This window comes from Dokdonella fugitiva, from assembly GCF_004342425.1.
GTDB classification, from domain to species: Bacteria; Pseudomonadota; Gammaproteobacteria; order Xanthomonadales; family Rhodanobacteraceae; genus Dokdonella_A; species Dokdonella_A fugitiva.
On record NZ_SLWQ01000003.1, the window covers coordinates 349,570 to 374,805 of the forward strand.

General features: G+C 70.0%; 20 protein-coding genes. 9 read left to right on the forward strand and 11 right to left on the reverse strand.

Features of this window, described 5'->3' with window-relative positions; translation table 11 throughout:
- Positions 1-57: 57 nt before the first annotated feature.
- Positions 58-552, reverse strand: a complete 495-nt coding sequence (locus EV148_RS08340) for a GNAT family N-acetyltransferase (protein ID WP_131996395.1) — start codon at positions 550-552, stop codon at positions 58-60.
- 131 nt (positions 553-683) lie between these two features.
- Between EV148_RS08340 and EV148_RS08345 the strand changes: the two genes are divergently transcribed.
- Positions 684-1,694 carry a bifunctional helix-turn-helix transcriptional regulator/GNAT family N-acetyltransferase gene (locus tag EV148_RS08345; protein ID WP_131996398.1) on the forward strand — a complete coding sequence of 337 codons (1,011 nt, stop codon included), beginning with the start codon at positions 684-686 and terminating at the stop codon, positions 1,692-1,694.
- 28 nt (positions 1,695-1,722) lie between these two features.
- On the opposite strand, the gene EV148_RS08350 is transcribed toward EV148_RS08345, so the two are convergent.
- From EV148_RS08350 to EV148_RS08360, 3 genes are all read right to left on the reverse strand, one after another.
- Entirely contained in the window at positions 1,723-2,154 is a 432-nt protein-coding gene (locus tag EV148_RS08350) for a DUF3574 domain-containing protein (RefSeq protein WP_131996401.1), read from the reverse strand.
- Positions 2,151-4,601: a S9 family peptidase gene (locus tag EV148_RS08355; RefSeq protein ID WP_131996404.1), complete on the reverse strand. Its 2,451-nt coding sequence runs from the start codon at positions 4,599-4,601 to the stop codon at positions 2,151-2,153. Before EV148_RS08355 ends, EV148_RS08350 begins: the two co-directional genes overlap by 4 nt.
- A 265-nt stretch (positions 4,602-4,866) precedes the next feature.
- Positions 4,867-6,405, reverse strand: a complete 1,539-nt coding sequence (locus EV148_RS08360) for a malectin domain-containing carbohydrate-binding protein (protein WP_131996407.1) — start codon at positions 6,403-6,405, stop codon at positions 4,867-4,869.
- Positions 6,406-6,548: 143 nt separating this feature from the next.
- Here EV148_RS08360 and EV148_RS08365 point away from each other — a divergent pair, with 143 nt between their 5' ends.
- The 4 genes from EV148_RS08365 to hemC all read left to right on the forward strand — a co-directional run bounded on the left by EV148_RS08365 (position 6,549) and on the right by hemC (position 9,993).
- Positions 6,549-7,217, forward strand: coding sequence for an alpha/beta hydrolase (locus EV148_RS08365; protein WP_241988027.1), 669 nt, complete (start codon positions 6,549-6,551; stop codon positions 7,215-7,217).
- 81 nt (positions 7,218-7,298) lie between these two features.
- Positions 7,299-8,345 carry a sensor histidine kinase gene (locus EV148_RS08370; protein WP_131996413.1) on the forward strand — a complete coding sequence of 349 codons (1,047 nt, stop codon included), beginning with the start codon at positions 7,299-7,301 and terminating at the stop codon, positions 8,343-8,345.
- Positions 8,342-9,079, forward strand: coding sequence for a LytR/AlgR family response regulator transcription factor (locus EV148_RS08375; RefSeq protein WP_131996416.1), 738 nt, complete (start codon positions 8,342-8,344; stop codon positions 9,077-9,079). The genes EV148_RS08370 and EV148_RS08375 overlap by 4 nt, the downstream gene beginning before the upstream one ends.
- A complete protein-coding gene (hemC, locus tag EV148_RS08380) occupies positions 9,076-9,993 on the forward strand; it encodes a hydroxymethylbilane synthase (protein ID WP_131996419.1) in 918 nt (305 codons plus the stop codon). Before EV148_RS08375 ends, hemC begins: the two co-directional genes overlap by 4 nt.
- A gap of 226 nt (positions 9,994-10,219) precedes the next feature.
- On the opposite strand, the gene EV148_RS08385 is transcribed toward hemC, so the two are convergent.
- The 5 genes from EV148_RS08385 to EV148_RS08405 form a co-directional block, all read right to left on the reverse strand.
- Positions 10,220-11,032 carry a DUF481 domain-containing protein gene (locus EV148_RS08385; RefSeq protein ID WP_131996422.1) on the reverse strand — a complete coding sequence of 271 codons (813 nt, stop codon included), beginning with the start codon at positions 11,030-11,032 and terminating at the stop codon, positions 10,220-10,222.
- A gap of 128 nt (positions 11,033-11,160) precedes the next feature.
- Positions 11,161-12,114: a dimethyl sulfoxide reductase anchor subunit family protein gene (locus tag EV148_RS08390; RefSeq protein WP_131996425.1), complete on the reverse strand. Its 954-nt coding sequence runs from the start codon at positions 12,112-12,114 to the stop codon at positions 11,161-11,163.
- 10 nt (positions 12,115-12,124) lie between these two features.
- Positions 12,125-12,961 (reverse strand): 4Fe-4S dicluster domain-containing protein, encoded by an 837-nt coding sequence (locus EV148_RS08395; protein ID WP_131996428.1) that lies wholly within the window; start codon positions 12,959-12,961, stop codon positions 12,125-12,127.
- Positions 12,958-14,724, reverse strand: a complete 1,767-nt coding sequence (locus EV148_RS08400) for an SLC13 family permease (RefSeq protein ID WP_131996431.1) — start codon at positions 14,722-14,724, stop codon at positions 12,958-12,960. Before EV148_RS08400 ends, EV148_RS08395 begins: the two co-directional genes overlap by 4 nt.
- On the reverse strand, positions 14,721-17,612 hold the full coding sequence (locus EV148_RS08405; protein ID WP_131996434.1) for a molybdopterin oxidoreductase family protein: 2,892 nt from the start codon (positions 17,610-17,612) through the stop codon (positions 14,721-14,723). The genes EV148_RS08400 and EV148_RS08405 overlap by 4 nt, the downstream gene beginning before the upstream one ends.
- Positions 17,613-17,778: 166 nt before the next feature.
- Here EV148_RS08405 and EV148_RS08410 point away from each other — a divergent pair, with 166 nt between their 5' ends.
- The 3 genes from EV148_RS08410 to EV148_RS08420 all read left to right on the forward strand — a co-directional run bounded on the left by EV148_RS08410 (position 17,779) and on the right by EV148_RS08420 (position 20,724).
- A complete protein-coding gene (locus EV148_RS08410; protein ID WP_131996437.1) occupies positions 17,779-18,759 on the forward strand; it encodes a helix-turn-helix transcriptional regulator in 981 nt (326 codons plus the stop codon).
- Positions 18,756-19,757, forward strand: a complete 1,002-nt coding sequence (locus EV148_RS08415) for a patatin-like phospholipase family protein (protein ID WP_131996440.1) — start codon at positions 18,756-18,758, stop codon at positions 19,755-19,757. Before EV148_RS08410 ends, EV148_RS08415 begins: the two co-directional genes overlap by 4 nt.
- A 127-nt stretch (positions 19,758-19,884) precedes the next feature.
- Complete coding sequence (locus EV148_RS08420) at positions 19,885-20,724, forward strand: hypothetical protein (RefSeq protein WP_131996443.1); 840 nt, start codon at positions 19,885-19,887, stop codon at positions 20,722-20,724.
- A gap of 258 nt (positions 20,725-20,982) precedes the next feature.
- Here the strand turns inward: EV148_RS08420 and rho are convergent, their stop codons facing one another.
- A complete protein-coding gene (gene rho / locus EV148_RS08425; protein ID WP_425479852.1) occupies positions 20,983-22,659 on the reverse strand; it encodes a transcription termination factor Rho in 1,677 nt (558 codons plus the stop codon).
- Positions 22,660-22,863: 204 nt separating this feature from the next.
- The gene (trxA, locus tag EV148_RS08430; RefSeq protein ID WP_131996449.1) at positions 22,864-23,193 is read right to left on the reverse strand and encodes a thioredoxin TrxA; all 330 of its coding nucleotides are present in this window, start codon (positions 23,191-23,193) and stop codon (positions 22,864-22,866) included.
- 304 nt (positions 23,194-23,497) lie between these two features.
- Here trxA and rhlB point away from each other — a divergent pair, with 304 nt between their 5' ends.
- Complete coding sequence (rhlB, locus tag EV148_RS08435) at positions 23,498-25,234, forward strand: ATP-dependent RNA helicase RhlB (RefSeq protein ID WP_131996452.1); 1,737 nt, start codon at positions 23,498-23,500, stop codon at positions 25,232-25,234.
- The last annotated feature ends 2 nt before the right edge of the window (positions 25,235-25,236 follow it).

Here is a 25,236-nt window from a genome sequence, read left to right on the forward strand (position 1 = left end):
ACGCCGCGCGGCCGCTCAGCCCTCAGCCCTCAGCCCTCAGCCCTCAGCCCTCAGCCCTCAGCCGGGCAGGGCTGCTGCGAGCCGGAGCGCGTAAAAACGCGTACCCGCCCGATGTGCATCGCCGTACGCCGCGGTCTCGACGAAGCCGAAGCGGCGATAAAGCGCCTGTGCGGTCGCCATGCTCGCGAGCGTGTCGAGGCGCAGCTCGGCGTAGCCCGCGGCGCGCGCGGCGTCGATGATCGCCTCGACGAGGCGGGCGCCGAGGCCGAGGCCGCGATACGCGTCGCGCACGTAGAGTCGCTTCATCTCGCCGCTGCAGGCATCGTGGCGGCGCAGCGCCGCGCAGCCGGCGACCTCGCCGTCGACGAACGCGAGCAACAGGGCGCCGTCCGGTGCCGCGTAGGGCGCGGGCAGGCCCGCGAGTTCGGCCGAAAAGCCTTGGTACTCGAGGTCGACGCCGATCGCCGCCGCGTACTCGCCGAACAGGGCGCGTGCGGTCGCGACGTGCGCCGCGTCGTCGGCGCGCCGAAGCACGATCGAAGGTGTCGCCATGGCACGCTCCCGCCCGCGCGGCCGTTCGCCGCGGGTGAATGCTAGTGCGCCGGCGCCGCGCGCGGCAGTCTTGCGCGGCGCGCCCGGCGGCAGTAACGTAAGCACTTACGTAACGGCCGACGGACGATCCCATGTTCCTGCACGCGCAAGGCGAGCTCGCGCTCGGCAGCCGGCTCAAGGCGGTCAGCGAGAGCCTGTATGCGGCGGCCAATGCGGCTTACCGCGAAGCGGGGCACGACATCGACGCGCACTGGTTCCCGGTGCTGCGCTACCTGCAGGTGCGCGGGCCCGCTTCGGTCACCGAGATCGCGGCAGCGATCGGCCAGACCCATCCGGCGGTGAGCCAGCTCGCGGCGAAGCTGCGCGCGCAGGGCTGGATCACGCGCCGCACCGACCGCAGCGACGCGCGCCGCGGCGTGCTGGAACTCTCGGCCGAGGCGGAGCGCAAGCTCGACCGGCTCGGTCCCGTCTGGTGCGCGATCCGTCGCGCCGCGGCGGCGGCTGCGGTACGCGACGGCGGCACGCTGCTCGACGCGCTCGGCGCCTTCGAAGCGGACATCGCGAGCGGCCGGCTCGCCGCGGACATCCGCGCCCATCATGCGCGCCTGAAGGACGCGACGATCGAGATCGCGCCGTACCGGCGCGACTGGGCCGTGCACTTCGAGCGCCTCAACGCCGAATGGCTGCAGCGCTGGTTCACGCTCGAGGAGGTCGATCGCGCGGTGCTCGGCGATCCGCAGGCGCACGTCATCGATCCGGGCGGCGCGATCCTGTTCGCGACGCTCGACGGCGAGGTGATCGGCACCTGCGCGCTGCTCAAGGAAGCACCGGGCGTGTACGAGCTGTCGAAGATGGCCGTCGAGAGTGGCTTCCGCGGTTTCGGTGCAGGCCGCAAGCTGCTCGAGGCGGCGATCGCCGAGTTCCAGCGCCGGCGCGGACGCACGCTGTTCCTCGAATCGAGCAAGCGCCTCGGGCCCGCGTTGCAGCTGTACGAGAGCGGCGGCTTCGTCCACCACCCGGCGCCGCGACCGGGCAGCCACTACCAGCGCGCGGACGTCTACATGGTGTACGAGCCGGAGAAGGCGAAGCGGTTGCGCGCGAAGGCGGCGCCGCGAAAGCAGCTGCGCGTGGTGGGGCGCTGAAGCGGTCCGTCGTGGCGCGAACCTCGGGTCAGAACGCCACGCACACGGCGGCGCGCTCGCGCAGCACGGATTCCTGGTGGAAACGCTCGCGGTATGCGTCGACCACGCCGTGCAACGCGGCTTCGCTCGCCGAGCCGCCGTCGTGCACGACGATGACGACGCGGCTTGCTTCGCTGACCGGTGCGCCGTCGTCGCCGCGCCAGTGGCCGCGCGCGTCGAGCGTGGTGTAGCCGCGCGGGAACGCACGCGCGAGCACTTCGCGGTCGAAGCGTTGCCACGCTGCCTCGTCGACCTCGCCCCCGCCGGGAATCGCCCGGCCGAAGTACAGTGTGTCGCGCAGCAGCGACTGCTCGTCGCTGCGGCAGCCGAGCGGATGCTCGCGCACCCAATCCGCTTGGCAGCCCGCGAGCGCGGCGAGCGCGCCGGCGAGGCCGAGCCGTGCGAACGGGTAGGCGCTCATTTGAGGCTTGACTGGAACAGCTTGTGGATGCGCTTGTACTCGTCGAGCCACGAATCGGCGTGGGTGAAGCCGTGGCGATCGAGCGGGTAACCGGCGAGTTCGAAGTCGTCCTTGTGCAGCTCGATCAGGCGCTGGTAGAGGCGCACCGAATCCGCGAACAGCACGTTGTCGTCGATCATGCCGTGGGCGATCAGCAGCGGCCCACGCAGGCCGTCTGCGAATTCGATCGGCGACGAGCGCTCGTACGCGATCGGGTCGACCTGCGGCGTGTTGAGGATGTTGGAGGTGTATTCGTGGTTGTACTGCGTCCAGTCCGTGACCGGGCGCAGCGCGGCGCCGGCGCGGAACACGTCGGGTGCGCGGAACATCGCCATCAGGGTCATGAAACCGCCGTACGAGCCCCCGTAGACGCCGACGCGCCGGGGATCGACCGCGGCGTTCTTCTCGAGCCAGTGCACGCCGTCGACGAGGTCCTCGAGCTCGGGATGGCCCATCTGCCGGTAGATCGCCGTGCGCCAGTCGCGGCCGTAGCCCTCGCTCGCGCGGTAGTCCATGTCGAGCACGACGTAGCCTTCCTCGACGAGCAGGTTGTGGAACATCTGCTCGCGGAAGTAGTACGGGAACTGCTCGTGCACGTTCTGCGTGTAGCCGGCGCCGTGCACGAACAGCACGGCCGGGTGCTTCTTCGACGCGTCGGAATCCTTCGCCTGGTAGAACTTCGCGTAGATCGGTTGCTTCACGTGCGTCGACGGGATCTGGACGATGCGCGGCTCGATCCAGGTGCGTGCCTTGTACTCCGCCGTGCGCGTGTCGGTGAGTTCGCGCACGGCGCCGCCGTCGACGGCGACGACGGCGAGTTGCGCGGGCACGTAGGCACTCGAATGCAGCACGGCGAGGCGCGTGCCATCGGGCGACAGCGCGAACTGCTGCATGCCGTGCAGGTTGGTCACGCGTTCGAGCGCGCCGCCGGCGGCGGCGACGCGGTGGACGTCGTAGCGGTACGGCGCTTCGGCATTGGCGCGCAGGTAGAACCAGCGTCCGTCCGGCGACAGCACCGGCGCGGACACCTCGAATCGGCCGCTGGTCAGCGCCTTCGCCTTGCCGCCCGGCTGCTTCGCGTAGAGCTGCGCGTAGCCGCTCTCCTCGGACACGTACCAGAGCGTGCGGTCGTCGCGCTCCCAGCCGAATTCATTGAAGTTCCAGTTGATCCACGCGGGATCGGTAAGGCGGTGCTGGTTCACGAGCCTGGCACGGTCGAAATCGACCGTCGCGATCCAGCGGTCCTTGTTGTCGATCGCGCGGATCTGGATCGCGAGCGAGGCGCCGTCCGCGCTCCAGGCGATGCCGCCACCGCCGCCATCATCGCCGTCGGAGACGATGCGCACCGCGCGCGTCTTCGCTTCGTCCTTGCCGGCGTCCTTCTTCGCCTTCGCGTCGTCGTGCGCGGCGGCGTCCGTCGTCGCATCGAGTTCGCGCTTGCGTTGCGCATTCTCCTCGCGCACCGCCTTCAGCGGGTCGTCGTGGATGCCGGGAAGGTCCTCGCTCGCGAGTGCATGCTGTACGTGCTTGTCGATGTCGAGCAGCACGAGCGATTGCGGCGCCGGGTCGTTGCGGCCGACGCGCGTGCGCTCGTCTTCCTGCTCCTCGTAGCCCGACTCGGTGACGAAGCGCTGCAGCTTGCCCTGCCTGCCGTGTTCGTAGCCCTTCGGCGAGGTCACGACGAGCATCCAGCGCCCGTTCGGCGACAACGAGGTGCCTTCGATCCGCACGTCGTCGCCGAGATAGAACGGCAGCGGCGCGCGCGTCGGATCGCCCTTGGCGAACTCCTCGCCGTGCCGGGTGCGCGCGTCGCGGTCGGCCTTGTCCTTGCGCAGGGTCGAGAACCAGCGCAGCTGGTCGGCGCCGAGGTCGTCCGGCTTCTTCGACTGCGGATCATTCTCGGCCTTGACGATCGCGGCCGGCCCGCCGATCGCGCCGGCGATGTCGTAGCGGAACCATGCGTTGCCGACGCGATACTGCAGGCTGCGGCCGTCGGCGGAGAACTGCGGCGAGGCTTCCTCCTCGGGCGTGCGCGTGACCTGCACGAGGCGGCCGCTGCCGAGCTCGCGCAGGAACACGTCGCCGTTGCGCACGAACGCGGCGCGCACGTGCGCGCGGTCGAACACCGGTGCGCCACCATCGGCACCGGCCATCGCAGCCGGATCGACGATCGCATCGCGGCCGTCGCCGAGGTCGATGCGATGGCGATCGCGCACGGGCGAGCCGTTGCGCTTGAGGTCGTAATAGATGCTGGCGCCATCGACGCTCCAGTACGGATTCTCGACCGGCGCGCCGATCCAGTCCGGGTCGGCCATCGCCTGCTCGAGCGTGATCGACGGGGCGGCATCGACCGGCGCGGCCGCGAAGCCGACCAGGGCGACGAAACAGGCGACGGCAAGACGATCCATACGGGGCTCCGCGGGCATATGAAAGCCCACAGGATAGCGGCTCGCACCCGCCGCGTACCGGCCCGAAAGTAAGCGTCGTGCAAAGGGGGTGCGGGGGCGGACGGTCCCGGTATTCCGGAGCCGGAAAAGCCCGGAACACGAAGCACATCGGGCACACGAAGAAGGCAATCGAAAGAGCCTTCCCCGGTGTGCCCGGTGTGCCTCGTGCTTCAATCTTTATCTTTATGGACCCGGTCCGCGTCGAAGATCTGCAGGCCAGCCCGGCTCAGCCCTCGAAGCCGTTGGCGAAGATCGCATCGTCGCCCGCGCGGATCACGCGGATCGCGTCGACGCGCGCGCTGCCGGCGCTGCCGTTGGTGAAGACGAGGTCGAGCATGCCGTCGCTGACATCGACGTCGAAGCGGCGCACGGTCGCGACGTCGACCCCGACGCTGGCAATGATGTCGAAATCGTCGAGCACGGTCGTGCCCTCGATCGCGACGTCGAAGATGCGCTGGCCCGGGGCATTGTTGTAGGTGTCGGCGAACTGCAGTTCGACGGTGTAGCGACCGTCGAACACGGGGACGTGGTAGGCGAAGTTGCCGTAGCGCCAGTCGTTGTAGAGCACGTCGTCGTCGCTGCCCGCGACCGCGTGTGAAGATACCTGCACGCTGCCGCCGGAATAGAGCGAATCGGCCACGTACGGCGTGCCGTCCGCGGCGAGCCAGGCGTCGCCGCCGGCGTTGATCGCGGCGACCACGGTGCCGGGCTGCGGCGGCGGTCCGGTGCGCGTCACCCGCAAGGCGTCGTTGAAGGTCGTGTGGCCGCCCCACGCGGCGTGGCCGCTGGGCGTGGTCGCGGTCACGCGCAGCAGGTTCGCGCCTTCGGCGAGCGCGATCCCGTCGACGCTCCATGCGGTCGTACCCGTCGCTGCGCCGGCCGCGCCGCCGACGCGGTCCCAGCTCACCGACTCGATCGGCTCGCCGTCATTGTCGGCGCTGCCGGCGAGATCGATCATCGGCGCTTCGGTCGACAGCGCAGCCGCGGCCGTGGGCGAGGTGATGCGCAGCACCGGCGGCAGCGGCGAGCCCGAGCCGCCGCGCATCTGCGAGACGAGCCACGGGAACAGCAGCGGGTGGGCGTAGGCGACGCTCCAGATGCCGTGGCCGCCGGTGTCGTAGCGCGTGTAGATCGTGCTCGCGCCCGCGTTGCGCAGTGCCGCGACGAGGTTGTCGGAGCCCTCGACGCCGACCGTGGGATCGTTCGCCGCGTGGAAGAACCACAGCGGCAGGCCCGCGACCGCGACCGCCGCGTTCGTGTCGCCGTTGCCCGACATCGGCACGGCGGCGGCGAAGCGGGTCGGCTGCGCCGTGATTGCACTCCACGTGCCCATGCCGCCCATCGAAAGGCCGGTCACGTACACGCGGTCCGGATCGATGTGGTAGGCCGCCGCGACCTGGTCGACGAGGCCGATCGCACTGGCGAGGGTCGCGCCGCTCCACCAGCCGTCGGTCGGGCACTGCGGCGCGATCATGAACACCGGTTGCAGCGCGAGCTGCTCGTCGCCGAGCAGCTTCAGCGCGCCGTTCGCGTTGTTGCGCAGTTGCGCCTCGTTGTCGCTGCCGCGCTCGCCGGCGCCATGCAGGAACAGGATCAGCGGATACGCCTGCGCGCCGTCGTAACCGGGCGGCACGAAGTAGCGGAACGGCAGGTTGCTGCCGTCGGTCGCCTGGCCGTAGAGGAAATCGGTGGGCGAGGTCGCGGCGGCAGGGCCGGCGGCGAACAGCGCGAGCAGGGTCGCGAGCAATGCGGTGCGGGCGGACATGGCGAGCGTCGGCCTTGCGCGGGGGAGGGCGCGCGCACGCTAGCACGCGCCACGCGTGCAATCCGGCACTGTGTCGCAGCCGCGGGCTTGGCAAACCCGTGCCGGCCGGGCAGCCTGTGCGCCTTGCCTGCCTGGAGCCTGCCGTGGACCTCTTGCCCTGCGTCGAAACCGAAACCGCCGCGAATCCCAGCCACGCGGTGATCTGGCTGCACGGCCTCGGCGCCGACGGCAACGACTTCGCGCCGATCGTGCCCGAGCTCGTCGACCGCGCCTGGCCGCCGCTGCGCTTCGTGTTCCCGCACGCGCCGGCGCGGCCGGTGACGATCAACGGCGGCATGCGCATGCGCGCGTGGTACGACATCAAGGGCGCGCGCATCGAGGACAAGCAGGACGAGGCGGGCATCCGCACGTCGATCGCCCAGCTGGATGCGCTGATCGCGCGTGAAGGCGAGCGCGGCATCGCGCCCGCGCGCGTGCTGCTCGCCGGCTTTTCGCAGGGCGGCGCGATCGTACTCGCCGGCGGCGTGCGCCACGCGCAGCGCCTCGCCGGCATCATCGGCTTGTCGACCTACCTGCCGCTGGCCGAACGCACGGCGGCCGAGCGCAGCGAGGCGAACCGCGACGTGCCGGTCTTCATGGCGCACGGCAGCCACGATCCGGTCGTGCCCGAGCCGCTCGGCACGGCGAGCCGCGACGCGCTGGCCCGGCTCGGCTACGGCATCGACTGGCACGTCTATCCGATGGCGCACCAGGTCTGCGCGCAGGAGATCGCCGACCTGCGCGCATGGATCGGCGCGCGACTCGCCGCCTGACTGGTAAGGTGGCGCGGCGCGCGCCGCGCCCGCCTGTGCATTCCACGCGCGACGCGGCATCGCCGCGACGGGAGGACGCCGATGCGACAAACCGGTGCCACGACGACGCCGAACTGGCTGCCGCAGTTCTGCAGCGGCCCGACCCTGTTCGCGGTCATGATCGTCGCCGAACTCGTAGCGCTCGTCATCGTGCTCGTGCCGGACGTCGCGGGGCGCGGCTGGTTGCCGCGGCTCGGCGTGCTCAGCGTGTACGTGCAATGGCTCGCCCTGCTCAACGCCGTCGTGCTGTGCTCGATGCGCGCCTTCCTCCAGCGCCTGCCCGAGCGCACGGGCTTCATCACCGCCTGGGCGGTCGGCGTCGCGGTGACCACGCTCGGCAGCGCGGTGGTGCTGCGCCTCGACCAGGCGCTCGGCCTCGGCCTGAGCGCGCCGCCCGGGGAGGGCGTGCGCTTCGTCTTCGTCAACGCGGCGATCTGCGCGCTGATCGCCGCGGCGCTGTTGCGCTACCTGTTCGTGCTCGAGCGTTGGCGCGAGCGCGTGCGCGCGGCGGCGAAGGCGCAGGTCGACGCGCTGCAGGCACGCATCCGGCCGCACTTCCTCTTCAACAGCATGAACACGATCGCGAGCCTGATCCGCACGCGCCCGGGTGATGCCGAGCGCACGGTCGAGGACCTGTCGGAGCTCTTCCGCGCCGCGCTCGGCAGCGACGACGGGCAGGGCACGCTCGGCGACGAGCTCGACCTGGTCGGGCGCTACCTCGACATCGAGCGGCTGCGCCTCGGCGATCGCCTCCAGGTCGACCTCGACCTCGATGGCGTGCCGCGCGGGTTCCAGCTGCCGCGCCTCCTGTTGCAACCGCTGGTCGAGAATGCGATCTACCACGGCATCCAGCCGCGCGCCGACGGCGGCATCCTGCGCCTGCGCGGCAGGCCGCTCGAGGCGGGCGTCGAGATCGTGCTGACCAATCCGCTGCCGCCAGGCGCGCCGGTGCGCGGCAACGGTGTCGCACTCGCCAACATCCGCGCGCGCATCGAGTACCATTTCGGCGCGCGCGGCGAGCTCCGCGTGGAACCGGGACCCGACGTGTACACCGTGAGCGTGCGCTTGCCCGAGGCAGCCGTCCGATGAGAGCGCTGGTCGTCGACGACGAACCGCTGGCGCGCGAGCGCATGCGTGCGCTGCTCGCCGAGATCGGCGGCGTCGAGGTGGTCGGCGAGGCCGGCAATGGCCGCGACGCGCTCGACGCGGTGGCGCAGTTGGCGCCCGACCTGCTGCTGCTCGACATCCGCATGCCGGTGATGGACGGCATCGAAGCGGCGCGCCACCTCGGCTCGCTCGAATCGCCGCCGGCGCTGATCTTCTGCACGGCCTACGGCGACCACGCGCTCGCCGCATTCGAGGCGAACGCGGTCGACTACCTGCTCAAGCCCGTGCGCGGCGATCGCCTGCGTGCCGCGCTGGCGAAGGCGCGGCGCTGGAGCGGCGAAGAGGCGCGCGGGATGGAGCGCGCGCTCGGCGCCGGGCGCAGCACGCGCACCCACCTGTGCGCGCGCGTGCGCGGCAGCCTCGTGCTCGTCCCGGTCGCCGACGTCGCCTATCTGCTCGCCGAGGACAAGTACGTCGTCGTGCACCACGCCAAGGGCGAGGTGCTCATCGAAGAACCCCTGAAGGCGCTCGAGGAGGAGTTCGAGGACCGCTTCGTGCGCATCCACCGCAACTGCCTCGTTGCGCGCGCGAAGCTGGCCGGCCTGACGCGCACGCCGGACGGCCGCCTGTTCGCCAACGTCGAGGGCGTCACCACCGCGCTCGAAGTGAGTCGCCGCAACCTGCCCGCGCTGCGCAAGCTGATCCGCACGCTATGAACAAGACCCTGCGCATCGCCACCCGCCAGAGCGCGCTCGCGCTCTGGCAAGCCGAACACGTCGCCGCGCGCCTGCGCGCGGCGCACGCCGGCCTCGCCGTCGAACTCGTGCCGATGACCACGCGCGGCGACGAGATCATCGACCGCCCGCTCGCCGCGATCGGCGGCAAGGGCCTGTTCCTCAAGGAACTCGAAATCGCGATGCTCGAGCGGCGCGCCGACATCGCGGTGCATTCGTTCAAGGACGTGCCGATGGAGCTCGAAGCGGGCTTCGCGATCGGCGCCGTGCTCGAGCGCGCCGATGCCGCCGACGCCTACATCAGCAACCGCTGGCCGCGCCTCGCGCAGCTGCCGCGGGGCGCGCGCGTCGGCAGCTCGTCGCTGCGCCGGCAGTCGCAGTTGCGCGCGTTGCGGCCCGACCTCGAGCTCGCCGACCTGCGCGGCAACGTCAACACGCGCCTCGCCAAGCTCGACGCGGGCGGCTACGACGCGATCATCCTCGCCTGCGCCGGCATCGAACGCCTCGGCCTCGGCGCGCGCATCGCCGAGCGGCTCGCCGCGCCCGACTGGCTGCCCGCGGTCGCGCAGGGCGCGATCGCGATCGAATGCCGCGCGGGCGACGCCGACGTGCTCGGGCTCGTGCGCGTCCTCGACGACGCCGACACGCACCGCTGCGTCGCCGCCGAGCGCGCGATGAACCTCGACCTGCACGGCAGCTGCAACGTGCCGATAGCCGGCTACTGCGTCCAAACGGAAACCGGCCTCGCCCTGTGGGGCCTCGTCGGCGACGCCACGACCGGCCGCGTCATCCGCGCCGAGGCGCGCGGGCCGCGCGATGCGCCGGAAACGCTCGGTCGCGAAGTCGCGGCATCGCTGCGCGAACGCGGCGCGGACGAGATCCTGGGGGCGGCGTGACGGCGGAAGGCGGAAAGCGGAAAGACTGAAACACGGAGCACACGGAGCACACGGAGCACACGGAGAAAGCCAAAGACGAGAAGAGCTTTTCATTTGAACGCTTTTGCTCCGTGTGTTCCGTGTTTCAAGCTTTACCTTGATTCTGCTTTTCCTTCGTGTCCTTCGTGTTTCAGGCTTTGGCTTTTCGAGGCCTGGCGCCGCATCAAGCGGCGCCGGTGGGAGGCGATCAGCCGCCGCCGAAGTTGTAGACGAGGTTGGTCGTGATGAGCTGGTCGGTCTTCTTGATGCCGGGTGCGACGTCGGAGTTGTGGCGCACCTGGTAGCCGGCCTTGAGCGCGAACGACTTGTTGATCGCGACCTGCAGGCCCGCGTCGTTCTGCAGGAACGTGTTGTCGCTGCCGGATTCGACCAGCAGCGTGTCGACGAATGAAGTCGACTCGGTGAAGGCGTGCTTGTAGGCGATGAGGCCGCGGCCGACGACTTCACCTTCGGAGTCGAACGTGTGGCGCACCGGCACCGGCGGATCACCTGCGGTATCGGGGCCGAGCACGTCGACCGGCTTGTAGCGCTTGTAGCCGGGGCCGACTTCGGCCGAGAGTTCGTCGGTCGCGTTCTTCAGCAGCGTGTAGCCGTAGCCGAGCGACACGACCGCCTGGTATTCGAACGGCGAGAAGTCGTCGTTCTCGTAGCGCAGGGCGCCGACGATGTAGCTGCGCTCGTCGAACTTGTAGCCGACCGAAGCGCCCGCTTCGTAGCGGTTCGCGGTCGTGTCGTAGTTCTTCACGTTCTGCACCTGGCCGTTCGCGTCGACGGTGGCCACGGTGACTTCACCCTTGCTGCGCAGCGCCGTCAGGTAGAAGGAGTCCTTCCACTGGTCGTCTTCCTTCTTCAACGTGAGCTTCGCGTTGAGGTTCTCCGACTTCGCGTTGCCGCGTGCGGCGGCGAAGCCGAGCTCGCCTGCGCCCGACCAGCCGTCGTCGGCGAACGCGCAGGCCGGCAGCGCGGCGAGCAGGGTGGCCGTCAACAGGATCTTCTTCATCGTTCCTCTCTCCTCGGGAATGAAAAAGGCCGCATCAGCGGCCCCGGGGAGCGGATGGTAGACAGAGCCATTGAATCGGGCGTGAACGTTGGTGCCCGCGGGGTGAATTTTCGTGTCGACGCGCGCGCTCAGCGCTGGTAGTACGCCGTCACCGCGTGCTTCGCCTCGGCGAAGAACAGCCAGCGTTCGACGACGAGGCCGGCGATGCCGCTGGCGCACGCGACGCATGCGGCAGCGGTCGACGCGGCCGGCAGGGCGAGCGCGAGTGCGGCGAACGCGGCGGGGCCGAGGAACGCCGCGACGAGCGCGATCGCGCGCAGCTTGCGCGCGTGCTTGCGTGCGAGCACGAAGCCCATTTCGTGCAGCAGGTAATTCTCCTCCGTGTGCGGCGCTTCGAACGCGCGCACGGTGCCGAGCGCCTCGAGCCCGGTCGCACGGCCGGGCGTGACCGGCGGCTGGGCATCGATCGAACGCCAGTAGCCTTGCTTGACCCAGCCGCAGATCGCGGCGAGCACGATCGTGCCGGACAGGAGGACGAAGCGCTCGGGCCGCCACGGCGAACCGGACAACGTCGCCGCCGCGTGCAGCAGCAGACTGCCGCCGTAGAGGCCGAGCAGCAGGTAGGCAGGCATCACGTGCCGATCGTGCCAGGCACGCACCGGTTTCAGGCTCGCGTAGATGTTCGCGGTGCAGTAGACGGTCGCCAGCGAGCCGAGCGCGAGCAGGGCGCCGGACAGGCGTGCCAAGCCGTCCGCATGCGACAGGACGATCAGGGCCAGCGCCGGCACGAATGTGACCAGCGCGAACACGCCTTCGCGCGACAGCCACGAACTGCGCCATTGCGACAGTGCACGCCACGCGCGCGCCGGCTTGCCGAGATGGCCGAGCGAGCACAGCAGGCCGACGCTCACGCACGCGAACGCGACAGGCCATCCTGCAAACGAATCGAACGGGATGGCGCAGCGCGCGCCGGGGGCACTGCACAGGGGACCAACCGCCACGCCAAGTCCGATCAGGAACCAGGCGCCATAGCCGATGCCGGACAGCACGGTGAAGCAGATGATCGAGAAGGTCGGCCGCATGGTCGTCGTCTCAGCGCGACAGCACGCGGTCGAGCCAGCGCAGCACGCCGGGCAGTTGCGCCGTATCGAGCGACTCCGGCGACGACGCCTTCGTCATCGCGTCCGCGCAACCGCCACGACGCGGCCGCGGCGGCAGGTAGCGGTTGACCGGCTTGTAGTCGTACTCGGGCATGAGTGCGTAACCCTCGCGCTCGGCGACGAGCTTCGACACCGGTGACTGCGGATCACCGAGATCGCCGAAATGCCGCGCGCGCGTCGGGCAGGCCATCACGCAGGCGGGCTGGCGGTCCGCCTCGTCGAGCGTCTCGTTGTAGATGCGGTCGACGCAGAGCGTGCATTTCTGCATCGTGCCGCGCTCCATGCTGAATTCGCGCGCACCGTACGGGCAGGCCCAGGCGCAGAGCTGGCAGCCGATGCACTTGTCGGCATCGACGAGCACGATGCCGTCCTCGGCGCGCTTGTAGCTCGCGCCGGTCGGGCACACGGTCACGCAGGCCGGCGTCTCGCAGTGCAGGCACGAGCGCGGGAAGTGCACGGTAAGGCCGGGAATGGGGAATGGGGAATCGGGAATGGGAGAAGCGGGTGACGTCGCGTCCGGCGCTCTTGCTCTTGCGATTCCCGATTCCCCAATCACCAATCCCGGCACTTCGACCGCATAACTGTGCACGCGATTGAACCAGACACCGTGCGGCTGCGCGCCGTACGGATCCTCGTCCGGCAGCGCGCCGAACTGGCCGCCGTCGTTCCATTCCTTGCACGCGACTGCGCAGGCGTGGCAGCCGACGCAGGTGTCGAGGTCGATGACGAGGCCGAGCTTCTTCGCGCCCGGTGGCGGCAGGGTGGTCATGGTTGGAACGGCCAGAACGTCGGGATGAGGAACATCGACAGCGCGCAGAACATCGCGATCAGCGGGATGCCGACCTTCATGAAGTCGGTGAAGCGGTAGCCGCCGGCATAGTAGACCATCGTGTTGGTCGGATAGCCGACCGGCGTCGCGAACGAGGTCGCCGCGGCGAAGGCGACCGCGACGACGAACGGGCGCGCGTCGGCATGCACCGCGTGCGCGACCGACGCTGCGATGCCGACCATGAGCACGACCGACGGGTTGTGCCCCATGAGTTCGGTCAGCAGCGCGGTGAGCAGGTACACCATGAGCAACGCGCCGAGCGGGCCGTGCGAGCCGATCAGCTGCATGCCGCCGTCGACGAGCGCCTTCGACAGGCCGCTGTTCTCGATCGCGGTGCCGAGTGGCAGGATCGCGGCGAGCAGCACGATGATCTTCCAGTCGATGCCGGCGTAGAGGTCGCGCGTGCCATAGCAGCCGGCGATGGCCATCGCCACCGCACCGGCGATCGCGGCGACGGGGATCGGCAGCGCGTGCAGGCCCGACAGCGCGACCACTGCCGCCATGATCACGATCGCGGCGATGGCGCGGCGCGGCGTGCGGCGCACGTCGTCGCGCTCGCTGAGCACGACGAAGCGCTCGTCGCTGCGCACCGCGGCGACCGACTTCTCGCCGACGAGCAGGAGCAGCACGTCGCCACCGACGAGGCGCACGTCCTTGAGCGACTCGCGCAACACCTCGCCGCGCCGGCGGATCGCCAGCGCGATCGCGTCGTACTCGCGCGATACGTCGACGTCGCCGAGCGAGTGGTGCTCGATCGTGGTGTCGGGCTTGACCATGGCCTCGACCAGCACGCGCGTGCGGCCGTGTTCGGGTCCGTAGCGGTTTTCCGGGTCGATGTCGAGCTGCGCGCGCGTGCGCAGGTCCTCGATCTTCTCCCAGTCGCCGCGCACGAGCAGCACGTCGCCGGGCTCGACGCGCTGTTCGCGCGGCGACCACAGGTGCTGCTCGCCGCGCAGCAGTTCGAGTGGGTAGACGCCGTAGGTCTCGCCGAGCGTCGCCTCGGCGATCGTCTGGCCGACCAGCGGCGAGCCTTCGCGCACGCGCAGTTCGGTCACGTACTTGCCGAGCTCCGCTTCGCTGCCGACCTCGGCGGGGATGTGCCGCGGCAGCAGCCAGCGGCCGATGATCATGAGGTAGACGATGCCGACCAGGGCGAGCAGCGCGCCCATGCGCGTGAACTCGAACACGCCGAACGGCGGCAGGCCGTGCTTCTGCGCGAGGCTGTCGGCGAGCAGGTTCGACGAGGTGCCGATCAGCGTGCACACGCCGCCCATCTGCGCCGCGTACGCCATCGGCAGCAGCACGCGCCCCGGCGGCGTCTTCGTGCGCGCGCACACGCGCAGCGCGAGCGGCAGGAAGGTCGCGACGAGCGCGATGTTCTTCACGAACGCGCCCATCGGCGCGATCGCGAGCATCAGCGCGAGCGTGAGCAGCCACGGCTTGCGCACGCGCGCGAGCAGGCGGCCGAGCGGTTCCAGCGCGCCCGAGCGCTCGATGCCGAGGCTGAGCGCGAACATCGCCGCGACCGTCACGGTCGCCTCGTTGCTGAAGCCGGCGAGGGCTTCGTCGGGCGTGACGAGGCCGAGCACGACGAGCAGCACGAGCACGATCAGTGCGACGAGGTCGATGCGCACCTTCTCGCTCGCGAACAGCACGATCGCGCCGAACACGATCGCGAGCGTGGTCCATGCGGCGCCGCTCATCCGTCCGGCCCCGAGAGTTCGATGCGATGGCCGTCGCGACGCGGCTCGGCGTCACGCTCGATGCGCACGCGCAGGTCGAACCAGGCCGCCTGGCCGGTCACCGGGTCCGCGTTCGCGCAGCGCGCACGCCCGTCCCGGTCGCGCAGCGACTCGTCGATGAGATGGTTGAGCAGGAAGCCGTCGACGTTCTCCGGCGCGTCGGCCGCGAGCTTCCACGCGCCCTTGTGCTTGCCGATCGCGTTCCAGGTCCACACCGTGCCCGGCGCGGTGCCCGCGTGCATGCGTGCCTGGACGCGGATGCGCCCGCGCGGCGCGACGAGCCAGATCCAGTCGCCGTCGGCGACGCCGTGCTCGGCCGCGGTACGCGGATTCACGTAGAGATAGTTGCGCGTCGCGATCTGCCGCAGCCAGCGGTTCTGCGAACCCCAGGCGTGGTACATGAACATCGGGCGCTGGGTGATGGCGGCGAGGGGATAGTGCGCAACCCCCGCTCCCGCTTGCGGGAGAGAGTCGGGGTGAGGGAAGGCTTGCGACGACCCTTCCCCCCATCCGCCTTCGGCACCTTCCCCTGCAAGCGGGGCAAGGGACGCATAGTGGAAGGGCAGCGGGTCGAAATAGCGCTCGACGCGCGCGCGTTCGTGATCGGGCGGTTGCATCGCGCCGTGGCCACGCGCGGCGAGGCGGAAGCGTTGCAGCGTTTCGGCGTAGAACTGCAGCACGATCGGCTGGGTCGAACCGACGAAGGCGAGTGACTTCGCCCACTCGAGGTAATCGCGGTTCGCCATCTTGTAGTAGCGACCCGCATCCGGCACGGCACGATGCCAGTGGCAACCGTGTTCGACGTAGCGCGCGAGCTGGCCGGGGTTCGGTGCGCCGACGCCGTCCTGCGCGCCGTCCGCGCCGCGCCAGCCGGCGAGCAGGCCGACGCCGGGCGCGCGTTCGTGCTCGACCATGTACTGCGCGTAGCCGCGCGGATACTTCGGCGCGCCGGCGTCGTCGACGAGGCCGGGCAGGCGCAGGCGCGCGCCGAGGTCGAGCAGCACGTCCTGGAACGGGCGCACGTCGCGATCGGGTTGCACGACCGGCTGGCGGATCGCATCGCTCGCGCCGTCGGCGTCCGAGATCGGCCGATCGAGCAGGCTGATGCAGTCGTGGCGCTCGAGATAGGTCGTGTCGGGCAGCACGAGATCGGCGAACGCGACGGTTTCCGAATCGTACGCATCGACGTAGATCACGTGCGGGATGCGGTATTCGCCGCTGGCCGGGTCGCGTTCGCACAGCATTGCGCGCGTCGCGCTCGTGTTCATCGCCGAGTTCCAGCCCATGTTCGCCATGAACAGGAACAGCGTGTCGATGCGGTACGGATCGCCGGCGCACGCGTTGGCGATCACGTTCTGCAACATGCCGTGCGCGGCGAACGGATGCTGCCACGAAAACGCCTTGTCGATGCGGCGCGGCTCGCCGCGCGCATCGACGACGAGGTCGTCGGGCGTGTGCACGTAGCCGAGCGGGCCGGCGTCGAGCGCGCCGTCGTCCTTGCGCGTCTTGCCGGGCCGGTTCGGCGGCGGCGCCGGCTTCGGGTACGGCGGCTGGTAGCGGAAGCTGCCGGGCGTGTCGATCGCGCCGAGGATCATCTGCAGGAGGTGCAGCGTGCGGCAGGTGTGGAAGCCGTTCGCGTGCGCGCTGATGCCGCGCATCGCATGCATCGCGACCGGACGACCGATCATTTCCTCGTGTTCGCGGCCCCAGGCATCGGTCCAGCGTTGCGGCAGGCGGATCGCCTGCTCGAACGCGACTTCGGCGAGTTCGCGCGCGAGGCGGCGGATCGTCGCCGCGTCGATGCCGCACGTCGTGGCGACCGCGTCCGGCGCGTAATCGACCGCCATGTAGCGTTCGGCGAAGAGCTGGAACGCGGGCACGGCGGTGCGTCCGTCGGCGAGCAGGTATTCGCCGATGACGAGTGGCGAGATGCCGATGCCGGCCGCGTCGGCGATGCGGTAGCCGGTGCTTCGGGGACCTTCGTCCCCGACGCGGGCGGCGCACAGCGCGCGGCCTTGCGCATCCCGCGCGATCATGCCGTCGTCGGCTGCGCCCGGTGCGCTGATCACGAGGTGGTGCGCATTGGTGTAGCGCACGAGGTAGTCGAGGTCGATGCGGTCCGCGTGCAGGAGCTCGTGGATGAGCGCGCCGGCGAGCAGGCCGTCGGTGCCCGGGTTGATCGGCACCCATTCGTCGGCGATCGCGCCGTAGCCGGTGCGCACCGGATTGATCGCGACGATCTTCGCGCCACGCGCCTTGAGCTTGCCGAGGCCGAGCTTGATCGGGTTGGAGTCGTGGTCCTCGGCGACGCCCCAGAGCATGAGGTACCTGGTGAGGTCCCAGTCGGGCTCGCCGAATTCCCAGAAGCTGCCGCCGAGGGTGTACATGCCCGCGGCGGCCATGTTGACCGAGCAGAAGCCGCCATGCGCGGCATAGTTGATCGTGCCGAACTGTTGCGCCCACCAGCCCGTCAGCGCCTGCGACTGGTCGCGGCCGGTGAAGAACGCGAGTTCATCAGGGTTGCGCGCGCGGATGTCGCCGAGCCACTTCGCCGCGAGCGCGAGTGCCTCGTCCCATTCGATCTCGCGGAACTCGCGCGCGCCGCGCGCGCCGACGCGCAGCAGCGGCTTGGACAGCCGCGCCGGCGAGTAGTGCTGCATGATCCCGGCCGAACCCTTGGCGCAGATCACGCCACGGTTCACCGGATGGCGCGGGTTGCCGTCGATGTAGCGGACGCGGCCGTTCTTGAGGTGCACGCGGATGCCGCAGCGGCAGGCGCACATGTAGCAGGTCGTCGTCTCGACCGCATCGCCGGTCGGCTCGTGCAGGTTCAGGTGGGCGTGCGGCATCCCGCGATGGTAGCGGATGCGTCCACGCCGCGCGTGCCATGCGGCGCGGCGGGCGGCGCAGGTCGAGCCGCCACGGCCGGTGCACCCCCGCCCACGCCACGGCAACGTGTGCGATCCTTCGCCGATCGCCGCGGCCGCGGGCCGCGCCTCCATCCAGACGCACGCCATGGACCGCTACGAACGCATCCTGACCTTGCATCGCATCCTCAAGGCCGCGCGCTACCCCGTGTCCTTCTCGCGCCTCAAGGACGAGGTGCACTGCTCGCGCGCGACGCTCTACCGCGACATCGCGTTCCTGCGCGACGCACTCGGTGCGCCGATCGAGTACGGCGAGGACGAGTCGACGTTCCGCTACGCCGCCGACGAGGCGGAGCGCTTCGAGCTGCCCGGCCTGTGGCTGACCAGCGAGGAACTCGCCGCGCTGCTCGCGCTGAACGAACTGCTCGGACGCTCCGATCCGGGCGTACTCGCGGGCGCCCTCGCGCCCTTCCGCGCGCGCATCGAGCGCCTGCTGTCCGACCAGGCGAGCGGGCGCAGCCTGCCGGTCGAGCGCATCCGCGTGCTCACGAGCGGCTCGCGCCGGCTCGACCAGGCGGTATTCCGCGGCGTCGCCGGCGCGCTGCTCAACCGCACGCGGCTCAGGTTCGGCTATCGCGCGCGTTCGACCGACGCGACCACCGAGCGCATCGTCTCGCCGCAGCGCCTCGCGCACTACCGCGACAACTGGTACCTCGATGCCTGGGACCACAGCCGCGACGCGCTGCGCAGCTTCGCGCTCGATCGCATCCGCGACCCGCAACCGCTGGAGGAGCCCGCGCTCGACCGCGAGGCGGCCGAGCTCGACGCGCATCTCGCCTCGAGCTACGGCATCTTCTCGGGCGCGCCGAAGGCATGGGCGACGATCCGCTTCTCCTCGCACGCGGCGCGCTGGGTCGCCGACGAGCACTGGCATTCGCAGCAGCAGGGCGAGCGCCTGCCGGACGGCCGCTACGAGCTGCGGGTGCCGTATTCGAATTCGCGCGAGCTGCTCATGGACGTGCTCAAGTACGGACCCGACGCCGAGGTGGTCGCGCCGGTGAGCCTGCGCGAGGAGATGAAGATCCTGCTGCAGCTCGCGCTCGGCGCCTATGCAGGCAATGTCCAATGAGCGGGGGACCGGCCGCCTTGCCGCCGCCCGCGGGCGATGCACCCGGTGGCGTCCCGATCTCGCTCGTGCTCGGTTCGGGCGGCGCGCGCGGCTACGCGCACATCGGCGTGATCGAGGAACTCGAGGTACAGGGATTCTCGATCCGGTCGGTGGCCGGCAGTTCGATGGGTGCGCTGGTCGGCGGCATGTACGCCGCGGGCAGGCTCGACCAGTACCGCGAATGGGTGCGCCCGCTGCAACGCTTCGACGTGCTGCGCCTGATCGACTGGACCTTCCGCGGCGGCGGCTTCATCAAGGGCGAACGCGTCAGCGGCATCCTGCGCGAGATGATCGGCGAGCTCGTGATCGAGGACCTGGCGATTCCCTATACCGCGGTCGCGGTCGACCTCGATGCGCAACGGGAAGTCTGGTTCTCGCGCGGGCCGCTGTTCGACGCGATCCGCGCGTCGATCGCGATCCCGACCGTGTTTCGTCCGCACCATTACCAGGGGCGGCTGCTCGTCGACGGCGGCCTGCTCAACCCGCTGCCGATCTCGCCGACCTTGCGCGACCTCACCGACGCGACGATAGCGGTCGACGTCAACGCGCCGGCCGAGCCGCTCGACGGCGACCACGCGGACGAGGATGGCGGCAGCGCGGGCCAGGCGACGCCGGAACAGCTGCCCGAAGGGGGCAAGCCGTCGCCGGCGGATCTCGCGCAGGGCATGCGGCGGCGCCGTTTCGCCTCGTTCGTCGATGCCTTCGTCGAACGGCGTGAACGGCGTGCCGCGCCGCAGGAGCCCGGTGCGCTCGAACTGTTCGCGCGTTCGCTCGACGTCGTGCAGGAGACGATCACGCGGCTCAAGCTCGCGGCGCAGCCGCCCGACCTGCTCGTGACGATTCCGCGCAATGCTTGTGCGTTCTACGAGTTCCATCGCGCCGAGGAACTCATCGAACTCGGCCGCCGCCGCACGCGCGAGGCGCTCGCGCGCTGGATGCCGACGCGCGCGTCGCGCTGACGCCGGCCATCGCGCCCGGCCCCGCAGCGCCCCGCACAGGGGAATCTGCTCCCGGATGTTCGCTCCGGCCGTCGTTTTCCGTTTCCGGTATCGGAGCGCCGCCTTTCTCCGGCGCCGGAGCGAAGCCATGAAGCGACCCGTTTCCCGCCTGCCGTGCGTTGCCCTGCTGCTCGGATCGACCGCCGCCGCAGCGGCCGGCCCCGGCTACTTCCGGTTCGACCAGGTGCGCATGGAGATCAAGCACGCCTACGCGGTCATGCACGAGGAGCGCAGCGGACCGGCGCGGGTCTACCTGTTCCTGACCAGCGCGCCGATCGACGTGCAGAAGGTCGCCGACGCATTCGATCCCGGCAGCGAGGTCAGCGGGCAGATGCACGGCAAGCCGGGCGGCTACGTGCGCATCTGCGTGACGCCGGAAGGCAAGGAATGCGGGCTGTACTTCTCGCACGACCAGCCGAGCGAGTCGTTCAACATGTCCGGTTCGGGCGAATTCACGTTGCCCAAGCGCACGCCGACGCACCTCGAAGGGCGTTGGGTAATGACCAAGCCGGACGACTTCTTCGGCAAGACCTACGACTTCGACATGCCGTTCGCCGCCGACGTGACCGCGCCGACCGCGGGCACGCAACTCGGCGCCGACGGCGGCGAACCGGGCCGTGCGTACAGCGCCTACCTCGCCGCGCTCGCCAAGGGCGACCTGCCCGCGCTGCGCAGGATCCTCGGCGAATCGGCGCGCTGGCGCCTGCCCGAGGACGACGAGAACGAATCGAAGCAGGGTCTCAAGGACCTGCGCGACGGCAAGCCGGTGTCGGTGAAGATCCTCTCCGCGGTGCAGCGCGGCGACCACGCGGTGCTGCGCGTCGAAGGCGTCGACCGCGACGAGATCAAGCGCGCCGGCCGCGTGCTCATGGCGAAGGGCGACAACGGCTGGGCCGTCGAGACGGACGATCTCGGCAGCGTGGACTGAAAGTTGCCCGACGCAGCGCGCGCGGCGGTGATGTCGACGCGCGCGCGGGCACGCGTCCTCGAAGCGGCTCATCGTCGTCCCGGCCAAAGTCGCGACCCGGCGTCTTCGGCCCACCCGCCGGTTCGTTGCTTGCGCCTCGAGCTGCCGCCGGGAACGCAGCGGTAAGCGTGAGCGATGCCTTGTTGCATCCCGCGCGATGGACGAAAAAAAAAGGCCGGCATCGCGCCGGCCTTTTTCCTTGCGTGAGCGCCGGCCTCGTCAGCCGCGCTTCATCGCGCCGAAGAACTCGTCGTTGGTCTTCGTGTTCTTCATCTTGTCGAGCATGAACTCCATCGCGGCGAGCTCGTCCATCGGATGCAGCAGCTTGCGCAGGATCCAGATCTTCTGCAGCTGGTCCGGGTCGATCAGCAGCTCCTCGCGGCGGGTGCCGGAGCGGTTGATGTCGATCGCGGGGTAGACGCGCTTCTCGGCGATGCGGCGGTTCAGGTGCACTTCCATGTTGCCGGTGCCCTTGAACTCTTCGTAGATGACTTCGTCCATCTTCGAGCCGGTGTCGATCAGCGCGGTCGCGATGATGGTCAGCGAGCCGCCTTCCTCGACGTTGCGCGCGGCGCCGAAGAAGCGCTTCGGGCGCTGCAGCGCGTTGGCGTCGACGCCGCCGGTGAGCACCTTGCCCGACGACGGCACGACCGTGTTGTAGGCGCGTGCGAGGCGGGTGATCGAGTCGAGCAGGATCACCACGTCCTTCTTGTGCTCGACCAGGCGCTTGGCGCGCTCGATCACCATCTCGGCGACCTGCACATGGCGCACGGCCGGTTCGTCGAACGTCGAGGCGACGATCTCGGCGCGCACGCCGCGCTGCATCTCGGTGACTTCTTCCGGGCGCTCGTCGATGAGCAGGATGATGAGGTGCGCTTCCGGATGGTTGTGCACGATCGCCTGCGCGACGTTCTGCAGCATCATCGTCTTGCCCGCCTTCGGCTGCGAGACGATGAGGCCGCGCTGGCCCTTGCCGATCGGCGCGACGAGGTCGAGGATGCGGCCGGTGATGTCCTCGGACGAGCCGTTGCCGCGCTCGAGGTGGAACGCCTTGCGCGGGAACAGCGGCGTCAGGTTCTCGAACAGGACCTTGTTCTTCGACGCTTCCGGCGGCTCGCCGTTGATGTGGTCGACCTTGAGCAGCGCGAAGTAGCGCTCGCCTTCCTTCGGCGGGCGGATGCGGCCGGTGATGTAGTCGCCGGTACGCAGGTTGAAGCGACGGATCTGGCTCGGGCTGACGTAGATGTCGTCGGGACCGGCGAGGTAGCTCGCGTCGAAGCCGCGCAGGAAGCCGAAGCCGTCCTGCAGGATCTCGAGCACGCCTTCGCCGTAGATGCCACCGCCGGCGCGCGCATGCGCCTTCAGCACGAGGAAGACGATGTCCTGCTTGCGCGCGCGCGCGACGCCTTCCTGGATGCCGAGGCTCTCGGCGAATGCGAGCAGTTCGGCCGCGCTCTTGCGCTTGAGGTCGTTGAGGTCGATCAGCGGGCCGTTGCCGCCGCCGTTCTTCGACTCGTCGAACTCCTCGTCGTCGTACATGCCGCTGCGGTTGGCCTGCGGATTGCCGCCGCCACCGCCACCATGGCGGTTGCGACGGTCGCGCCGGCCGCGGCGACCACCCTGGTTCTGCTGCTGGCCGCCGCCATTCTGGCCGCCGCCCGCATTCGGAGAATTGCCTTCGGCGCCATCGCCGCCGGCCTGGTCGTTGTTCGGGGTGCGCGCTTCGGCATTCGCCGGCGCTGCATCCTGCTGTTGCGGCTGCTGGCCACGCGGGCCGCGCTGCCGGGGCTCGGGACGGCCTTCGGCGGCGGCACCCTGGCCGCTATCGTTCGTTTCGTTTTCGGACACGGGCAATCCTCGCTGGGCGCCGTTGCAAAGCTGGGGAGGGAAGGAGATCGAAGGAGAAGCGGGCGGAGCAGCGTGGTACTCCGGGCGCTGGGACTACGTTAGCACCGCGATTTGCGGGCGTAAAGCGTCAAGGCCGGGAACGGGGGAACTGGAATGGGGAATCGTCTGAAGCCCGGTTCACCAAAGCGGACCGGCGAGCGGGCAGCGAGTTGCTCGCCATTCCCGATTCTCCATTCCCAATTCCCGGCGTCTTCAGGCAATCGCCTTGTCGATGATCTGCGCGAGCTGGGTCTTGCTCACCGCGCCGATCTGCGTGGCCTGCACCTTGCCGTCGCGGAAGATCATCAGCGTCGGGATGCCACGCACGTTGTAGTTGCGCGGCGTCTTCTGGTTGTGGTCGATGTTGATCTTGGCGACCTTGAGCTTGCCCTGGTAACTCTGGGCGAGATCGTCGAGGATCGGCGCGATCATCTTGCACGGGCCGCACCATTCGGCCCAGAAATCGACCAGCACGGGCTCGCTGGACTTGAGGACCTGGTCCTCGAACTGGTCATCGCTCACGTGCGCAATGTGTTCGCTCACGGGATTACTCCAAAAAACAAGGGATTGGGGGCGACCGCGCGCGTCGGGCGGCGTTCCGCTACACTCATGCGGTTGCGTCGGTGCAGACGGGACTTGCGAAGGGGGTGCGGAAGCACGACCCATTTGAGCCCAAACGGTCCACTGGCGCAAGTTGGGGACGCCGTCGCGCCTTTGCAAGAGCGGGCCAGCGCCGCCATCCGGCCGCCCGTGCGCCGCGTCCAGCCGGCGCTCCAGCAGGATCCGCCACGCCATCGCGGGCGCGGAATCGCAGGGGGCGCCTCATCGCCATCCTAGTGATTCCATCATGTCCCAGCACCCGATCACCGACATAACCTTCGAAAGCTTCGACCTCCATCCCAGCCTCCTGTCCGGCCTGCATGCCGCCGGTTTCACGCGCTGCACGCCGATCCAGGCCCTGACCCTGCCGCTCGCGCTCGCCGGGCGCGACGTCGCCGGCCAGGCACAGACCGGCACCGGCAAGACCGGCGCGTTCCTCGTCGCCGTGCTGAACCGCCTGCTGACCCGGCCCGCGGTCGCCGATCGCAAGCTCACCGACCCGCGCGCGATCGTCATCGCGCCGACGCGCGAGCTGGCGATCCAGATCGACAAGGACTTCCGCAACATCGGCCGCGACACCGGCCTGCGCTCGGCGCTCATCTACGGCGGCGTCGACTACGACAAGCAGCGCGACCTGCTCAAGGCCGGTTGCGACCTCATCATCGCCACTCCCGGTCGCCTGATCGACTACCTCAAGCAGCACGTGTTCTCGTTCAACGCGATCGAGGCGGTCGTGCTCGACGAGGCCGACCGCATGTTCGACCTCGGTTTCATCAAGGACATCCGCTTCCTGTTCCGCCGCATGCCGCCGCGCGAGCAGCGCCAGAGCATGCTGTTCTCGGCGACCCTGAGCCACCGCGTGCTCGAGCTCGCCTACGACCACATGAACGAGCCGGAGAAGCTCACCGTCGAGGCCGACAACGTCACTGCCGACCGCGTGCGCCAGCTCGTCTACTTCCCGGCCAAGGAAGAGAAGCAGCCGCTGCTGATCAACCTGCTGTCGCGCATCGACGCGCATCGCAGCATCGTGTTCGTCAACACGAAGATCGCCGCGGAGAAGATCACGCGCTCGCTCGAGCGGCAGGGCTTCACCGTCGCGACGCTGTCCGGCGACGTGCCGCAGGCCAAGCGCGAACGGCTGCTCGGCCGTTTCCAGAAGGGCGAGATCGAGATCCTCGTCGCCACCGACGTCGCCGCGCGTGGCCTGCACATTCCCGACGTCTCGCACGTGTTCAACTACGACCTGCCGCACGATGCCGAGGACTATGTGCATCGCATCGGCCGCACCGCGCGCCTCGGCGCCGAAGGTGATGCGATCAGCTTCGCCTGCGACCTGTACGCGATGAGCCTGCCGGACATCGAGCGCTACATCGAGCAGAAGATCCCGACCGCCCCGATCACGCCCGACCTGCTCGTCGTGCCGCCGCCGCGCGCGCGCGCGGTGAAGGCGGTCGTCGAGGGCGAGGACGAAGCCGCCGACGACGCGCGCAACACCGCCGGGCCGCCGCCGAAGGCCGGCCCTTCGCGTTCGCGCGGCCGCGACGGCGAGCGCCGTGGCGAACGCGGCGATCGCGGCGGTCGCCGCGAAGGTCGCGCGCCCGGCGAGCGTCGCCGTGAAGACGCGTCGCCGAAGCCGGCCGAGGCCGCGCCGGTCGCCGCCGCGACACCGGCGCCGCGCGCGCCTGCAGGCGACGGCGGCCCGCAAGAGGGTGCGCCCGGCGATGCGCCGCGCAAGCGCCGACGTCGTGGCGGTCGCGGTCGCAACAAGCGGCGCGAGGGCGGCGACGCCGCCGCGGCGACGCCCGCGCCGAACACCGCGCCACGCGGCCAGGGCGGCCGCGGCGAGCGCGGTCCGCAGCCACAGCGGATCGTCGAGCGCAAGCCGCACCCGCACGCGGCAGCCGCGCAGGCGGCGGCGAGCGATGCGCATCCGCCCAAGCCCGGCTTCTTCCGCCGCATCATGCGCATGTTCGGCCGCCACTGAGG